The organism is Candidatus Methylacidiphilales bacterium (assembly GCA_030054035.1).
In the GTDB taxonomy this organism is placed as follows: domain Bacteria; phylum Pseudomonadota; class Gammaproteobacteria; order JASGCS01; family JASGCS01; genus JASGCS01.
In genome coordinates this window covers 12,189-29,269 of record JASGCS010000007.1, presented here as the reverse complement: position 1 = coordinate 29,269, position 17,081 = coordinate 12,189, and the positions used below count along the sequence as shown (strand labels likewise).

General features: G+C 40.3%; 5 protein-coding genes. All 5 read right to left on the bottom strand.

Annotated features, from left to right (window positions below; genetic code table 11):
- Positions 1-12,411, bottom strand: a 12,411-nt coding sequence (locus QM538_05720) for a filamentous hemagglutinin N-terminal domain-containing protein (protein MDI9347984.1), incomplete at its 3' end; no start/stop codon positions are given.
- Positions 12,404-13,363 (bottom strand): hypothetical protein, encoded by a 960-nt coding sequence (locus QM538_05715; protein MDI9347983.1) that lies wholly within the window; start codon positions 13,361-13,363, stop codon positions 12,404-12,406. The genes QM538_05720 and QM538_05715, both read right to left, overlap by 8 nt.
- Before the next feature lie 17 nt (positions 13,364-13,380).
- Positions 13,381-14,460, bottom strand: a complete 1,080-nt coding sequence (locus QM538_05710) for a hypothetical protein (protein MDI9347982.1) — start codon at positions 14,458-14,460, stop codon at positions 13,381-13,383.
- Positions 14,461-14,470: 10 nt separating this feature from the next.
- Positions 14,471-15,079: a hypothetical protein gene (locus QM538_05705; GenBank protein ID MDI9347981.1), complete on the bottom strand. Its 609-nt coding sequence runs from the start codon at positions 15,077-15,079 to the stop codon at positions 14,471-14,473.
- An 82-nt stretch (positions 15,080-15,161) separates the two neighbouring features.
- On the bottom strand, positions 15,162-16,868 hold the full coding sequence (locus tag QM538_05700; protein MDI9347980.1) for a serine/threonine-protein kinase: 1,707 nt from the start codon (positions 16,866-16,868) through the stop codon (positions 15,162-15,164).
- Positions 16,869-17,081: the final 213 nt, after the last annotated feature.

Here is a 17,081-nt window from a genome sequence, read left to right as displayed (position 1 = left end):
TGATGAGAACGAGTTTAAGGTTGCATTTAAAATACCTGCACTTGCAGATTTGAGGAAGATATTGCCTGAACTGGTAAGATTGAGATTGTTGGAGGTCCAAGTATTGGAAGAACGAACTAGCGTCAGTGGGTTACCACTACTACCAATAGAACCAGAACTATTAGATGTTTGGATAGCAATATTTTCAGCAGTAAGAGTGCCCGATCCAGTTATACCGATTGAGCCACCAGCAAATAGGGAGATAGATTTAAATTCTAAATTAGCATTATTGCTAAATGTAATATTACTTGTACTATCTGAACGCAGGGTCAAGGCAAGGGTAGGATAGCTGCGAGATGTATTCACTGAAATATTACCAGTTTGATAAAGAAAGAGCCTGCCAGCAGTGCCATGACTAATGCTCGCGCCATTGATAAAAATACTAAGGACATCAGCCCCTTTTGAAATATAAATACTTCCATTTTGAGAGGTGAGGGTGAGTGAAGTAATCGATTGCGAACCAAGCTTAATGGGATTAGCTAAACTTCCAATATCAAGATCTGCGATTAGTGACACTGAAGTAGTACTGAGGGTACAGTTGGTGTCATTGGTAATTGAAGCACCAGCCGCACTAGTGGAAAGTGATAGTGAGGTGCTGGAAGTACAAGTACCACCTGCAGTACCACTTGCTTGCAGAATATCTAAATCGGGAATAAAATTGGTTAGCTTAAATATCCCAGACTTAGTAATCGTTTGACCAGATGCAACTGTAGTACATTCGTTATTACCATTTACTGCGGTACATAGTTCATTTCTTTTAGTGATAAAAGTGGAATCACTAAGTGATGTGCCAATTCTTGCAATGTATATATTTCCTACTCCAACGGCGCAGTTAGAAGTGCATGCAGTGAGAGTAATAGCTCCAGAAGCAAAAGTGTCTGCGCCACCAGTTCCGTAACCGATGATGCGAACTGGTTGACTCTCAGTCCCAATAGAGCCAAGTGGGGCTACTAGCTCAAGCCGACTTGCTTGTATGCGATAATTTGCAGATAGTATACTTCCCGAAGTCGCAACGAGGCGGAGATTTTTTTGGGTATACAGGTGATTTGACAACACAAGATCACCAACACTCTGCTCTAATGACAAGATACCTGTACCTGTGAGCAAATAATCCCCACTAGTCAAACCTTGCGAATTTGACTTAAGGTATATATTTCCCGAATTTGCACTTCGCGCATAGAGCGTGCTAGAGTTCCACATATCAGTAACATTAAGTTTAGTGATGACAAGTGGTTGTGTGCTGGTACCGATATGACCGCTGCTCGTCAATGATAGAGAATTAGCTGTAATACCACCTCCAGTAGTGGTGATATCCCCACTTGTTAACCCAACTCTTGAAAAATTCATAGAGTAATTAGCAAACGATACAGTACCAGAAGATACGGTAAGATTTAAGGTGGCATTAGGAAATGAAAGTGAATTCGCCAAAAGAACATTACCAGCAGTTTGAATAAAATTAAACTCGCCATTAAATTGAACAGGCAAATCGCTCAAGTTGACTGACAATAGACCACTGGTTGCGCTCTTGATGTAAACATTTGAAGACACAGAGTCTAGGCTAATTTGCAAGGATGTAGAATCCCAAGTACCACTTCCTCTGCTAATTTCAATTGGATTGGTACTAGATCCAATATTACTACCTTGCAGTATGATTCTAGAAGCGGTAATAGCAGTTGAGGACAAGGTAGTGATGACACTACCACCACTAGAAGCGTGCAATTTAATTGTAGCTGAGGGAAAATTAATGTGCGAAGTAATGTTAATAGCGTTTTGTGTTTGCTTTAGATTAAAAGTTCCTGCAAATCCACTAGGCAACCCTTTCCATGACTCAGGACGAACAGTTTCAATATAATACAAGCCATTAAGATTAATGAACTGTAGATTACTTGAATTCCAATCACCATTGGGTCGATCTATGTAGAATGGGACACCAACACTTCCTATCGTAGGTGCATCAAGTCGTATAGTAGATGCGGTAACATTTCCAGTATTTCTAAGTAGCGAACCAGTTGCGATTAACTGCACAGTACCACCTTGTACACTATAAGAGGCAAGTGAAATATCACTAGCGACTCCTGATGCTTTTAAGATAAGAGTTTGAGTGCTAGTTACAGAAATATTTCTATCTAAAATCATATTACCACTGCTCTGTTCTAATGAAAGTGTGCCAGCACTACCAAAAGTAAAAGAATCTTTATATAAACCACTATTTGGGCTCTTAATATAAATAGAGTTACCAGCATTAGCAATAAGCCAACTTCCGCTCAATTGGGTATTAACATAATTTATCGTGATTGGATTTGCAATACTACCAATACTACCATTAGGAGCCAGCAATGTTAAACGACAGCTTGAGCAAGTAATGACTGCATTGTTTGATGTAGTAATATTTGCACCAACAGCACTTGCCTTTAAAGTCAAACCGTCAAGTGCCCGATTATTATCTAAATAAAATGAACTACTAATATCAATTGAACCAACTGTTTGTTCAATTGATACTGTTATTCCATAAATAAACGCATTCCATAAACCAGGGGTTGCTGATTTAATATACACGTCTTCTCCATCTGCACTAAGTGATGAACTACTCCAAGTTCCAGTAGTTTTATTTACTACTATAGGGGCTGATTCGCTACCAATTTTACCTTCACCTAGAATTATTAAACTTACATTATTAGCTGTGATTTGCCCGTTATTAGTAGTATGAATACCGCCGAATCGATTAGCAGCAGAAAAGCCCTCAGTCGTAATATTAGCAGATAAAGTAATAATTTGATTTGATACCAACTCTACTCGAGCTAAATTTCTAGTGAGATTAAAATCAATGTTCGCATCACCAGAAATTACATTGACGGCATATCGATTGGAAAAATTAGTAGGGATTGCGTTGAGTAAATATATGTTACCAGTCAAACTCACTGCGCCAAGATTTTGATTTTCAATAACTAGATTTGCTGTGCTCCAATTAGCATTACTTCTATTCAAAGTGGCGACAATATCACTCGTAGAATTGAGTGTTACTGTACCAGATGAAACGGACAATTGCCCGGCATTCAAGCTACCAGCTAAGGCATAGAATCCAAGATTTCCATTAAAGGAAATTGGTGTTAAATCACTTAAATTAACATTGCCAGAAGTTTGTTTAACAAAAAGGTTGGTGATTTGAGAATTTGAGGATTCCAATATATGAAGTTTGCCAAGTAATTGACGCAATGATGATACTTCAACATATACATCGCGCAATAGCGTGGTGCCATTAATAACTATTGAATCACTATTTGAGATCTTTACAAAGTTACTACTACTACCAAGATTAAGAGTGGAAGTTCCAATAAATGAAATTGAACGAGCGGTAAGGGTCAATTTATTAGAACTACCAAAATTATTAAGCGATGCACCAATAAAAATGGTGGAGGTGGCAGCTATTTCATAATTACCACTAGTGAGGATAGTATTAATTTGAGCAGGAGTAAAAATAGATCCTAGTAGTGGGTAACTGAACACCGTACCGATTGTATACAACCAGTGTGGGGCGCCAACATACATCCGCGATGATGAAAACGCAACGGAATAACCAACCAAGCATCCACTAATCTGACATTCAGGAGTAAGTTTTTTGATTGGATTATTAGTATTTCCAATGCTACTTAACACACACCATGGACTAGCAGAAGCGCTAGCACAAATAGTATTCTGATTAAAAACCCCAGTGCCACTTAAATCATAGTAATACGCCTCTCCGAGAATACTTTTAGTAGGGGCACCAATTAATGCTCCACTATCATTAAGCGCGACTGAAAATCCAAAAGAACTACCTGAAGGCAGTGCAAGCGTAGAAAACCCAGTACTGGAACTTAAAGTGCAAAATGGTGAAGTGAGTGTTCCTGTAATGGTACAGCTTGAAGTAAACTTTTTATCACCAGTTAGCGCATAGAGTACTGCATTGCCTCGATTAAGAGAATCACCTGGCATTCCTAATAACGCATAGGTACTAGAAAGCGCAACTGAACTTCCCAGCCTTCCACCACTCATTGCTAATAGTGGATTTTGAACTCCAGCAGTATCGCTATCTATATCAATAGTATTTAATGAACACCATGGAGTATTAAAACCACTAGCGCCAGATACAGCTGAGGTCTGACAATTAGCATTGAAGGTATGGGCACCATTAATTTTGTAGAGGTAAGCGTTGCCTGAATTATTATCCATAAAAGGTGCACCTATCAATGCATATTCGGCATTAAGCGCAACAGCTCTACCAAACCCATACGAACTATTCGTAACAGGTGGTACGCCAGAACTTCTTAAACGACACCATGGTGAGGTAGGGGTGCTGGTAACGGGACTACTAGAAGTCAAGCAATTAGGGTTAAAGGTATTGGTACCTGAAAGAGCATATAAAAAAACATCACCTGCTAAATTATCATTTATACCCCACCTAGGCGCACCAATGAGAGCAAACCCTTCATTTAACGCAACGGAGTATCCAAACTGCCTATTTTGTATAAATAAACAAGTATAACAGCTTGATAATTCACCAAATTTACTAATTAAGCTATGAGATAAATCTTGCCAGTTATTATTTTCATTAATTCCAGTATAATCATACAAATAAGCACTTCCTCCCCCATAACCAGAATTAGGGAATAAATTCTGAAATGGAGCACCAATTAACACATACCTACTATTAATAGCAACAGATTTACCAAACTGTGCGCCATCTGCAATATTTAAAGAATGAGAACCAATGGTACCAATTAGTGATAGCCAATTATTAGAGTCAGTATTATATAAATATACATTTCCCCTAGAGTTACTCTCATAATATGTGCCAAGCACAACTAAATTACCATAAGTAGCAATATTGCTTCCAAAACCTTTAACAGGGGATAATGCATTCAATCTATCATAGGCAAAATATGATGATAAAGAACACCATGCAGATGTTAGTGTGCTTGAAGTAGAACACAATGAATTAAAGGAATAAGAACCATCTAATTTGTAGAGGTAGGCGTTTCCTTTGCCTCCTGACGCAGAAGAACCGATGAGGGCATAGGTATCATTGAGGGCAACTGATTTTCCGAACGATCTTCTACTTGTAAACAAAGTGGGAGTATTTTGGATAGATGCGAGAGAGCACCAAGGGGTATTAATTCCAGATGCACCAGATGCTGAAGTTTGACAATTAGAATTGAAGGTATTAGTGCCATCTAATCTGTAGAGGTAGGCGTTTCCTAATTCTCTTGATTCACCAGGTAATCGTTCAAAAAAAGAACCGATTAGAGCATAAGTGCTGTTGAGGGCAACTGAATAGCCGAATCCCAATCTGTATGTAAATGAAGTGGGGATAATTCGAATATTGGTAGATTCGAGAGAACACCAAGGGGTAGATCCAGCTGCACCTGATGCTGAGGTTTGACAAGTAGAATTGAAGGTATTAGTGCCATCTAATCTGTAGAGGTAGGCGTTTCCTATGATGAGTGAATCACCATAAGATCCGATGAGGGCATAGGTATCATTGAGGGCAACTGAATGGCCGAAGAAAGCTCTGACTGAAAAAGATTGAGAGGGGGTATTTTGTAAAGATGCGAGAGAGCACCAAGGGGTAGATCCAGATGCACCGGATGCTGAGGTTTGACAAGCGGAATTAAAAGTGCTAGTGCCATCTAATTTGTAGAGGTAGGCGTTTCCTTTGCTTCCTGATTCACCAGCTAATGGTTCAAGAGGAGAGCCGATGAGAGCATAGAAGTTGTTGAGGGCAACTGATGTGCCGAATTCCAATCTGGTTGTAAACGAATTGGGAGTTTTTTGTAACGATGCGAGAGAGCACCAAGGGGTAGAAAATCCAGACGCACCTGATACTGCTGAGGTTTGACAAGTAGAATTGAAAGTGCTAGTACCATCTAATTTATAGAGGTAGGCGTTCCCTCCTCCTGATTCTTCAGGAGAACCGATGATGGCATAGTTACTGTTGAGGGCAACTGAATAGCCGAAGTTCACTCTTTGTGTAAATGAATAGGGGGTATTTTGTAACGATGCGAGAGAGCACCAAGGGGTAGAAAATCCAGATGCACTAGGTACTGCTGAGGTTTTACAAGCGGAATTGAAGGTATTAGTGCCATCTAATTTATAGAGGTAGGCGTTTCCTCCTCCTGATTCACCAAAAGAACCGATGAGAGCATAGTTATCATTGAGGGCAACTGACCAGCCAAAGCCTAATCTATTTGTAAATGAAGGGGGGGTATTTTGTAATGATGCGAGAGAGCACCAAGGGGTAGAAAATCCAGATGCACCAGATACTGCTGAGGTTTGACAAGTAGAATTGAAAGTGCTAGTACCATCTAATTTGTAGAGGTAGGCGTTTCCTCCTCCTAATTCACCATAAGAACCGATGAGAGCATAGTCGCTATTGAGGGCAACTGACCAGCCGAAGGCCGATCTGTTTGTAAATGAAGTGGGGGTATTTTGAGTAGATGCGAGAGAGCACCAAGGAGTAGATCCAGATGCACCAGATACTGCTGAGGTTTGACAAGCGGAATTGAAAGTGCTAGTACCATCTAATTTGTAGAGGTAGGCGTTACCCTTATCCGATGATTCACTATGAGAACCGATGAGAGCATAGTCGCTATTGAGGGCAACTGATATGCCGAAGAAGTATCTGCTTGTAAATGAAGAGGGGGTATTTTGTAACGATGCGAGAGAGCACCAAGGGGTAGATCCAGATGCACCGGATGCTGAGGTTTGACAAGTAGAATTGAAGATAGTAGTACCATCTAATCTGTAGAGGTAGGCGTTTCCTCCTCCTGATTCAGCATAAGAACCGATGAGGGCATAGGTATCATTGAGGGCAACTGAACCGACGAATGAACTGGGGAAATTTTGGGTAGATGCGAGAGAGCACCAAGGGGTAGATCCAGATGCACCAGATGCTAAGATTTGACAAGTAGAATTGAAAGTGCCAGTGCCATCTAATTTGTAGAGGTAGGCGTTTCCTCCTCCTAATTCACCACGAGAACCGATGAGGGCATAGGTACTGTTGAGGGCAACTGATTCGCCGAAGTGCACTCTTTGTGTAAATGAATAGGGGGTATTTTGATTTTGGGTAGATGCGAGAGAGCACCAAGGGGTAGATCCAGATGCTGAGGTTTGACAATCGGAATTGAAGGCACTAGTACCATCTAATTTATAGAGGTATGCGTTTCCTCGTCCTGATTCACCATAAGAGCCGATGAGAGCATAGGTACTGTTGAGGGCAACTGAATAGCCGAATTTAGAGGAGGAGTACGCTCTGCTTGTAAATGAAGTGGGGGTATATAGATTTTGGGTAGATGCGAGAGAGCACCAAGGGGTAGATCCAGATGCACCAGATACTGCTGAGGTTTGACAAGTAGAATTGAAAGTGCTAGTACCATCTAATTTATAGAGGTAGGCGTTCCCTCCTCCTGATTCTTCAGGAGAACCGATGATGGCATAGTTACTGTTGAGGGCAACTGAATAGCCGAAGTTCACTCTTTGTGTAAATGAATAGGGGGTATTTTGTAACGATGCGAGAGAGCACCAAGGGGTAGAAAATCCAGATGCACTAGGTACTGCTGAGGTTTTACAAGCGGAATTGAAGGTATTAGTGCCATCTAATTTATAGAGGTAGGCGTTTCCTCCTCCTGATTCACCATGAGAACCGATGAGAGCATAGTTATCATTGAGGGCAACTGAATAGCCGAAGATAGCTCTGGTTGTGAATGAAGTGGGGGTATTTTGTAACGATGCGAGAGAGCACCAAGGGGTATTAATTCCAGATGCACCAGATGCTGAAGTTTGACAAGTAGAATTAAAAGTGCTAGTGCCATCTAATTTATAGAGGTAGGCGTTTCCTCCTCCTAATTCACCATAAGAGCCGATGAGGGCATAGGTACTGTTGAGGGCAACTGAATAGCCGAAGTACAATCTGCTTGTAAATGAAGAGGGGGTATTTTGTAACGATGCGAGAGAGCACCAAGGGGTAGATCCAGATGCACCGGATGCTGAGGTTTGACAAGCGGAATTAAAAGTGCTAGTGCCATCTAATTTGTAGAGGTAGGCGTTTCCTCCTCCTAATTCACCATAAGAGCCGATGAGGGCATAGGTATCATTGAGGGCAACTGATATGCCGAATTTAGAAAATGTATCCCTATTGAAAGAGGGGTAGGTATTTGAGGTAGATACGAGAGAGCACCAAGGGGTAGATCCAGATGCACCTGATGCTGAGGTTTGACAAGTAGAATTGAAAGTGCTAGTGCCATCTAATTTGTAGAGGTAGGCGTTTCCTCTTACTGATTCAATGTAAGAACCGATGAGGGCGAAGGATTCATTGAGAGCAACTGATATGCCGAAATTAGAGAAGGACGATCTACTTGTAAATGAATTGGGGGTATTTTGATTTAGGGTAGATGCGAGAGAGCACCAAGGGGTAGATCCAGATGCACCAGATGCTGAGGTTTGACAAGTAGAATTGAAAGTGTTAGTACCATCTAATTTGTAGAGGTAGGCGTTTCCTTTGCCTCCTGATTCATAATAAGAGCCGATAAGGGCATAGGTATTATTGAGGGCAACTGATGTGCCGAAACGATCTCTGCTTATGATTGAAGAGGGATAAGATGCAGCGAAAGAGCACCAAGGGGTATTAATTCCAGATGCACCAGATGCTGAAGTTTGACAATCGGAATTAAAAGTGCTAGTACCATCTAATTTGTAGAGGTAGGCGTTTCCTCCTCCTAATTCACCATAAGAGCCGATGAGAGCATAGGTACTGTTGAGGGCAACTGAACTACCGAAACCATCTCTGCTTATGATTGAAGAGGGATAAGATGCAGCGAAAGAGCACCAAGGGGATGGAAGAATGGTATTGCCACAATTTGTTGAAGAGAAGTGATTTGAACCATCTAATTTGTAGAGGTAGGCGTTTCCTCCTCCTAATTCACCATAAGAGCCGATGAGGGCATAGGTACTGTTGAGGGCCACTGAATAGCCGAAGTGCAATCTGCTTGTAAATGAAGAGGGGGTATTTTGATTTTGGGTAGATGCGAGAGAGCACCAAGGGGTATTAATTCCAGATGCACCAGATGCTGAAGTTTGACAAGTAGAATTAAAAGTGCTAGTACCATCTAATTTGTAGAGGTAGGCGTTTCCCTTGCCTCCTGATTCACCACGAGAACCGATGAGGGCATAGGTACTGTTGAGGGCAACTGATTCGCCGAAGTACAATCTGCTTGTAAATGAAGAGGGGGTATTTTGTAACGATGCGAGAGAGCACCAAGGGGTAGATCCAGATGCACCGGATGCTGAGGTTTGACAAGCGGAATTAAAAGTGCTAGTGCCATCTAATTTGTAGAGGTAGGCGTTTCCTCCTCCTAATTCACCATAAGAGCCGATGAGGGCATAGGTACTGTTGAGGGCAACTGAATAGCCGAAGTACAATCTGCTTGTAAATGAAGAGGGGGTATTTTGTAACGATGCGAGAGAGCACCAAGGGGATGGAAAAATGGTATTGCCGCAATTTGTTGAAGAGATGTGATTTGAACCATCTAATTTGTAGAGGTAGGCGTTTCCTTTGCCTCCTGATTCACCATAAGAACCGATGAGGGCGAAGGTATTATTGAGGGCAACTGATCTGCCGAAGTACAATCTGCTTGTAAATGAAGAGGGGGTATTTTGATTTTGGGTAGATGCGAGAGAGCACCAAGGGGTATTAATTCCAGATGCACCAGATGCTGAAGTTTGACAAGTAGAATTAAAAGTGCTAGTACCATCTAATTTGTAGAGGTAGGCGTTTCCTTTGCTTCCTGATTCATTATAAGAACCGATGAGGGCATAGTCACTGTTGAGGGCAACTGAGTAGACGATGTAATATCTGGCATAGAACGAAGTGGGGGTATTTTGAGTAGATGCGAGAGAGCACCAAGGGGTAGATCCAGATGCACCAGATGCTAAGATTTGACAAGTAGAATTGAAAGTGCTAGTACCATCTAATTTGTAGAGGTAGGCGTTTCCTCCTCCTAATTCACCAATAGAGCCGATGAGGGCATAGTTACTGTTGAGGGCAACTGATTGACCAAAGGACGATCTTTGTGTAAATGAATTGGGGGTATTTTGTAACGATGCGAGAGAGCACCAAGGAGTAGATCCAGATGCACCAGATGCTGAAGTTTCACAAGTGGAATTGAAAGCGCTAGTGCCATCTAATTTGTAGAGGTAGGCGTTTCCTCCTCCTGATTCATTAGGAGAACCGATGAGGGCATAGTAGTAGTTGAGAGCAACTGATTGGCCGAAGTACAATCTACTTGTAAAAGAAGTGGGGGTATTTTGAGTAGATGCGAGAGAGCACCAAGGGGTAGATCCAGATGCACCAGATACTGCTGAGGTTTGACAAGTAGAATTGAAAGTGCTAGTACCATCTAATTTATAGAGGTAGGCGTTTCCTTGTTCTCCTGATTCACCACGAGAACCGATAAGGGCATAGGCACCGTTGAGGGCAACTGAATAGCCGAAGTAGAATCTGCTTGTAAAAGAAGTGGGGGTATTTTGTAACGATGCGAGAGAGCACCAAGGGGTAGATCCAGATGCACCAGATGCTGAAGTTTGACAAGTAGAATTAAAAGTGCTAGTACCATCTAATTCGTAGAGGTAGGCGTTTCCCTTGCCTCCTGATTCACCACGAGAACCGATAAGGGCATAGACACCGTTGAGGGCAACTGATTGACCGAAGAACGCTCTGCTTGTAAAAGAAGTGGGGGTATTTTGTAACGACGCGAGAGAGCACCAAGGGGTAGAAAATCCAGATGCACCAGATACTGCTGAAGTTTGACAAGTAGAATTGAAAGTGTTAGCGCCATCTAATTTGTAGAGGTAGGCGTTTCCTCCTCCTGATTCATTAGGAGAACCGATGAGGGCATAGGTATTATTGAGGGCAACTGATTGGCCGAAGTTGTTTAGATTACCTAAAGTAGTAATACCTCTGTTTTCATTACTATCTACTAGTGATGTATTGGTATTTTCCGCTGTTATTAATTGCTTAAATAGTTCAAATGATGAAGTGGGTTCTATGATGTAGATATTTTCAGGGTCAATGAGAATGGTACCATTAGTACTGTATACACTGCTGACATTTAATTGCTGGGTGTTGTTATTGATATTATGGTTTAGATTTTCTTTTGCTGATAGTTCTATGAACCCACCTAATCCAGTGTTGCTGGTTGCAGTTGCAGTTCCAAAGAAATTAGTCGTGTTAGCGAAGATGGTGATGCTGCCGGCATTGCGAGATCCACTATTTGCTTGAATGGTTGTATTAGTGTCAATAGTTAGCGCTGTGGTTAATGGCATTTGTTTTGTTCCGCCTATGGTGATAGTTCCTGCATCATGGTAAATGCTGTTAGCGGTAATGGTAGCTGATATGGTGGTGATGTTGAGGTTAGGTGCAGAAATGGTAATGGTTCCAGCATGATGATTGATACTGTTGGCGCTGACAATACCAGTAATGAGGGCATAATATTGTGTTGCGGTGATGGAAATTGTTCCTGCATGATAGTTGGTGGTGTTAGTGCGAATTGTACCGTTGGTTTTAAAGGTGGCTGCAGTTATGTTGATTGCTGTTCCAGACTGATCAGGAGTTTCAATAGTTCCTGAGTTTAAAAAATTTTCTGTATTTATGGCAATGGTTGGTGCGCTAATGGTGCTATTGATAGTGGAGTTGTTTTTTGCAAAGATATCTATTGATTCTTGCGCGGTGATAGTAGAGTAGATAAGGATTTCTTGCTGAGCTGCAAGTTTAATAGTAGTAGAGGTAATAGTTGATGGTAGGTTAGTTTCTGTATTGTTAGTGTGGATGATGCGGTTAGCATGCATTTGAACATGACGGGCGTTAATGGTGCCATGGGTGGTGATATCTTTGGATAGAAGACTGCTATGGTTAATAGTAAATTGATTGTTGATGGCATTGTAGTTGGTATTAGAAATATCAGTTGCAGCGACGATAAAGGTATTAGCTGATACTGAAGAATTTGCACCAAAGTAGAAGCCTTGTGGGTTTAGGAGAATAATTCTACCATTAGCTGTTATGCTTCCTAAGATTTGGGAGGGGTTGCTATCTAGAATTTGGTTAATGGCAATAGCTGATGCTGAGGGTTGATTGAAGGTAACTGATTCATTGTTGTTGATGTTGAAGCTGTTCCAGTTGATGATTGTTTGGTTAGAGGTTTGATTGATGATGGTATTACTACTAGTTTGTTGTATGGTTGTGCTACCTTCTACTATGGATTGTAGTTGTGGGGCTGCGTTAATTGATGCTAGGGTTGTGAGAGCACTAATGGTAATTAGTATTCTTAATAATTTGTTATTCATAATATTCACCTAATGCTTGTTGGTAGTGTTGGTTAAGTTGTTGAATAGCTGATTGTGTAATTTTAGAAAGATTGTAACTTGGGGCTAGGGTTAGCGTATTCGCAAATGATCGTATGTTATTATTGCTGCCAATTTCTAATGAGTAACTTGCTATGCAACCATGCAAGGTGTCGTTATCATATTGGGTGACATTGCAGGTAAGTGAGGTAGTTGAATTGATAGGCACTAAACTAATGAGGTCGTTTTCTTTTTGGGAAGTGACTGCAAAACCTATTTCATTGATAGTTTTTTTTATGTGTTCTCTGTTGTAGAAACCTTCTGCTTTGTTAATAAAAAAAGTGATTTTCTTTTGTGCTTGAAAAATTGCTTGGTTGATTTCAATTAGGCTTGGGTAATTAGCAAGTGGTTCGGTTGATTTAATAGGAATATTATTAAGTAATTGAATATTATTAATGAAATCTTTTGATGAAATAATGGCTTTAATTGCTTTGAGGTGAGGTAGCGAAGTTTGATTATGGTGGGGTTGTAATTGCTGGTTAATGTCGCTAGTAATGCTGTCAGCAAGTTCTTGCAGATCCAACTGCACTAGAGCATAGTACTGTTTACCATCTGGCGATGGTCGCGCTTCTAGCACGATAAGGTTAGGGATATTTGATAAAGTTGTCTCAAAATTACATTGTTGTTTGGTTGTGGAGTAATTCTTTGCACTGTTACCTTGTTGCTGCGTGGTACTATTTTCTACGCTCTTGCACTGAATTGATTGACTTACATTAGCGATGAGCATTTGTTTAGCATTATTAATGGCTAAATCTCGGGCAGTAGATTTACTCGTGGTGATTTTTTGCATGCCTGTACCGTAGCGAATAACTCCTGTGGGATCAATAGGAATATTAGTAATCCATTGCGGTTCTTCTGCATAGGCTAGGTTAAAAAAAATTGAGAAGAGGGTCATGCTAAGGTAATTGTGGATCATGCTGAATTAATAATGAGTTCAATAATAGTTTTATAGATAGTTAAGGCTAGCTGGTATTTCATGTCAGCAATGGCTTTATGTTTGTCAAACGATCTACCGTTTTGGGTGATAGTTTTATGTTGAGTTGCTCTACCTGCGTTAAGCTCTATCTCAATAGTAGCTTCACAGATGTAAAGTTCTTGTCTTTCGTTGCAAGTTTCTTGGTGGAGAATATCAATGTCAACTGTATTCTTGGAAGTTGAGTTTTCCTTATGATCAGATTCTACATTTGATTCTGCATTTGATTCTGCCTTGATGCGATACCCATCTCGTTTGGCGTAGATGGAGATTTCTTCTATAGCGGTATTACTATTAGTGTTAATAGAGAGGGTGATTTTTTGTTTTAGGATTGGGCTGAGTTGTTTGAGGTTGGAGACTTTTTCTACGATGCTCGGGTCTATGGCAGAACCCGGGAGCATGGTGCTCAGTTGAACGGCGCTGTCTAATTGGAGAATGCTGTTGCGTTGTCTGAGGTAGCTTAGGAAACAAGTTAGCTCAATATCCTGACATGCGGTGATGGTGAGATTATTAAAGCTATTAATTCTATTGTTGATGATATCGGTGAGCAGCTTACTGAGTTCTTTGGTGTTAAGTGAGACTAATGCGTAGTAGGTTTGCTGGTCTCCTTCGTAAACAATTTCTTGTTTTTCTGGTTTAATTAATGCGATAAATTTTTGCTCCGAGAGGAGAGAGTATTTGAGTACTTGATTGCTGCGTTCATCATTGTTGATTGTATTAGAGGTTATATTGATTTGAGAAGAAATATCACTACCTAATTGATGGAGCACTTCAAATTTAGCATTTGCCAGTGCGAGCTTCAACGCTTCACCTTCGTCACCGGTAATGGCACTTGCCCCTACTCCATAGAGAATGCCATCTGCTGTTGGAGGAGCAGTCACCCATGAGGGAAGATTATTGCGTTCCTCACTGATGCCAGCATGTCCATTGCAAAGCAAAGCAAACAACAGCAGCCCTAGTGCAGATAATTGCTTACCTGCTAACTTGGACTGCGATTGGAAGTGAGACGATTGAATCATGAAATAAAAATTAATCCTTAATAAACTCTTCAGTCTTTAATATTTCTTGGGCAATTTCTTCTCTCTGTTGCTTAGTAAAAAAGTCTTGGCGACGAGCTGCTGCTGCCATTTCTTTTTTTGCTTTCTCAATACCAGAACTATCAAGAGCGACAATGACGCATTTCTTTTGAACACCACTATCCTTGATATTTCTTGAAAATACAACCGGTGCACTGATTGTAGCCTCAGCAACTTGCTTAATTGCTATGCCGAATTGAGTGCTCTGATCGATCTGTTCAGTACTGTTAGTCCCGCCACTCTTTGCCACTGCACCAGTGACTTCCTTGGCTTTGGAGCTAACCGTAGAAACCATACCTTCTATGAGTTTTGCACGAGCACTAGCAGCGGCTCGTTGTTGGTCAGCATTATCATTGCCTGTCTTGGTTACGCAGCCTAAGGCTGCATCCGAACCGTCTTTCACCACTGATTTCGGATCATTGTACCAATCAGGAGCTTTTTCTTCTTCAATCCCTGAAGATGACAATTTTGGCGAATCATTGACATTAGACGAGCATGCTGCCACTGCAAAACCCACAAGAATATAAGTTATAAATATTCTCATTTTGTTTATAATTAACATATTTTTATTCATTTTATTCTCCTTTTTGTTTATTATTTAATTATTATATACTATTTTTTTTCTATTATAACATTATTTTAATTTATTCATCAATAAAATTTTCAGTTTCTTTGGCTACTTTTAGCACTTCATTAACCCTTTTATCACCTGCCTTATTTCTTAAGTTGTTCTCAACCTGTTTGGCTCCGAGAGGGTTATTACTATCTGATGTTTTTTCTGCTGATCTGGGATTTGGAGGATTAGGGATGACTTGAAACTGCCCAGGATTTTTTTTGGCATCTGCAATTTTTACCTTGAGATCAGTTTGACTAACGGGTTGGGCTGGTGGTTGGGCGGATGTTTGAGCAGAGGGAGTGTTTATGGGGGGAGCGACAGCTACATTGGATGCATTAGTAGCTGGTACATTAATAACAGGAGTTAATGGTTCGGCAGGTTTTTGTAGTTTGTCTGATTTACTGGTTATTTCAGCTTCTCCAGGCACAGGGTTAGGGATAGGGACGACTAGAGTAGGTTTATTTTGAAGGGTAAAGTAGGAGATAGGGGCTGCTATAGCTATGCCCAAGACAAAGAGATACATATATGAGCGATTCTTTTTTGGATGGGTTGGATATAAAGACTGTGAAATAGTTTCAGCTGATGAAAGATCATGTCTATTTTGCAAGACAGTGGTAGTGGATGAAGCAGTGCCTTGATGGCCTGTCATAACCTGAGTGGCAGCCATTGTTTTACCAACTTCAGTGTTTGGATCTAATCGCAGTCTTGTATAACTATCCTCATTAGGATTAGCAACATTAGAAAAAGATGTCGCTTTAGTTTTAACTTTAGTTTTAGTTTGTAGCGATGCAACGATATCAATATGTTGATCCAAATGTTTAATATCTAGATCCTCAGTGTTCTCTTGCTTACGAATTAATTTGAGCTCTTGATTGAGAGCAGCTAGGCATTCATTGTAGAGCTTCTGATATTCAGTAGCGTTAGCAATCCTATCTTCAATTTTGACGGTTAATCCCGCAATGAGGATAGGAAAAAAAGCTGCTGGAAATGGCAAATGTTTGTCGATACTAGGATGAGTGTAGATATTAGAATCTTGTCGATCTAATGTAGTTGTGGTAATCTGCGCTGGGTAGGCACAGGTGCTGAGCAGGTCAAAAAACACTACGCTTAGTGCATAAAGGTCAGCACGCTGATCTACCTTTGAGTTATGTACTTGCTCAATAGGCATATAGCGCGGTGTGCCTAAAGTAGTACCGAGCTTAGTGATATGTGCGTCAGGGTCTGTGTTATTGATATCCACACTGCGATCCAGCGCAATACCAAAATCTGTGATCTTTACTTTTAAATCTTTAGTAAGAATGATATTAGAAGGTTTGAGATCGCGATGAACAATATTAGCACGATGAAACTCAGCAACACCACTAAGTAACTGATAAAAAATTGAATTAACTTGAGTTAACTGTAACTGATGCTGATCAATTAAATCTCGCAGGCTTGTTCCGTCGACGAACTCCATAACGAGATAGGATAAATCTTTCTCATAATGAAAATCATAAATGGTCACCATGTTCTGATGGGAGCAACGCGCAGCAATACTTGCTTCGTTTTTAAAACGAGCAACATATTCATTGTAGCCATTAATGTTTAATGTTACTAATGGGTCGCGCTTCAAAGTTTTGATTGCAACAGTTCGTTTAATACTAGGATCTTCAGCCAGATACACCTCACCAAATGCACCGCTACCAATCTGCTTAATTATTTGGTATTTTCCAAAACTCAATTCTCCCCTCCACAAACAATTTTATATTTAGTTATTTTTTTATTTTTTTATTTTTTTATCGCCTAATTATTAAAAACATTTTAATTTTTTTAATAAACTTGTTTTAATAAATTTCATTTTTTAGATTATAACATTAAAAATTAAATTATTTTTACATTTTTTACATTTTTTTATATAGTTACCGTAATTAACCATCATTATCAATGTTAATTAATTTTACATTGATAA